General features: G+C 65.8%; 1 protein-coding gene. It reads left to right on the forward strand.

All coding sequences use genetic code 11. The features are described from left to right. Window positions 1–57 precede the first annotated feature (57 nt). Window positions 58–967: IS256 family transposase (locus ACFOY6_RS24155; RefSeq protein ID WP_379652461.1), on the forward strand; the 910-nt coding region annotated here is incomplete at its 3' end.

Below are 967 nucleotides of genomic sequence, written 5' to 3' on the forward strand. Positions count from 1 at the left end.
GGGACTGTCAGGAATTTCGTGTAGGGCGGGGCATAGTAGGGAAGAAGGAGACCCCCTATGGCCCGACGGAAAGAGCCGCGGATCCCGGATGCGATCCTGGACCAGTTGTTGGCCGGTGCCGATGCCAAGACGGCCTTTGAGCAGGGCGGCCTGCTGGATGAACTGAAGAAGGCCCTCGCCGAGCGGGCGCTGAACGCCGAGATGGACCACCACCTGGCCGGAGAGGGTGGTGAGGGCAACAGCCGCAACGGCTATGGCCGGAAGTCGGTGGTGACCGACAGCGGCAAGCTGGCCTTGGAGATCCCGCGGGACCGGCAGGCGAGCTTCGATCCGCAGCTGATCGCCAAATACCAGCGCCGCTTTCCCGGCTTTGATGACAAGATCATATCCATGTACGCCCGCGGCATGAGCGCGCGGGAGATCGTCAGCCACCTGCGCGAGCTCTACGGCATCGAGGTGTCACCCGACCTGATCAGCGCCGTCACCGATGCGGTGCTGGACGAGATCAGTGCCTGGCAGAACCGGCCGCTGGAGCCTGTCTACCCGGTGGTGTTCTTCGATGCGCTGCGGGTGAAGATCCGGGACGAAGGTCTGGTCCGCAACAAGGCGGTGCACATCGCGCTGGGCGTCCGGGCCGACGGCGGCAAGGAGATCCTGGGGCTCTGGCTGGAGCAGAATGAGGGTGCCAAGTTCTGGCTCAGGGTGATGAACGAGCTACGCGGCCGCGGCGTCGAGGACCTGCTGCTGGCGGTGGTGGACGGGCTGAAGGGCTTTCCCGAGGCGATCCTGGCCGTATTTCCCGAGGCGCAGGTGCAGACCTGCATCGTCCACCTCCTACGCCACAGCCTGGACTTCGTCGCCTATAAGGATCGTAAGGCGGTGGCCGCGGCGCTGAAGGCGATCTACCAGGCGGTGGACGCCACAGCCGCCGAGACTGCCCTGACGGACTTCGAGGCCGGGCCCTGGG

The organism is Teichococcus aestuarii, assembly GCF_042651065.1.
In the GTDB taxonomy this organism is placed as follows: domain Bacteria; phylum Pseudomonadota; class Alphaproteobacteria; order Acetobacterales; family Acetobacteraceae; genus Pseudoroseomonas; species Pseudoroseomonas aestuarii.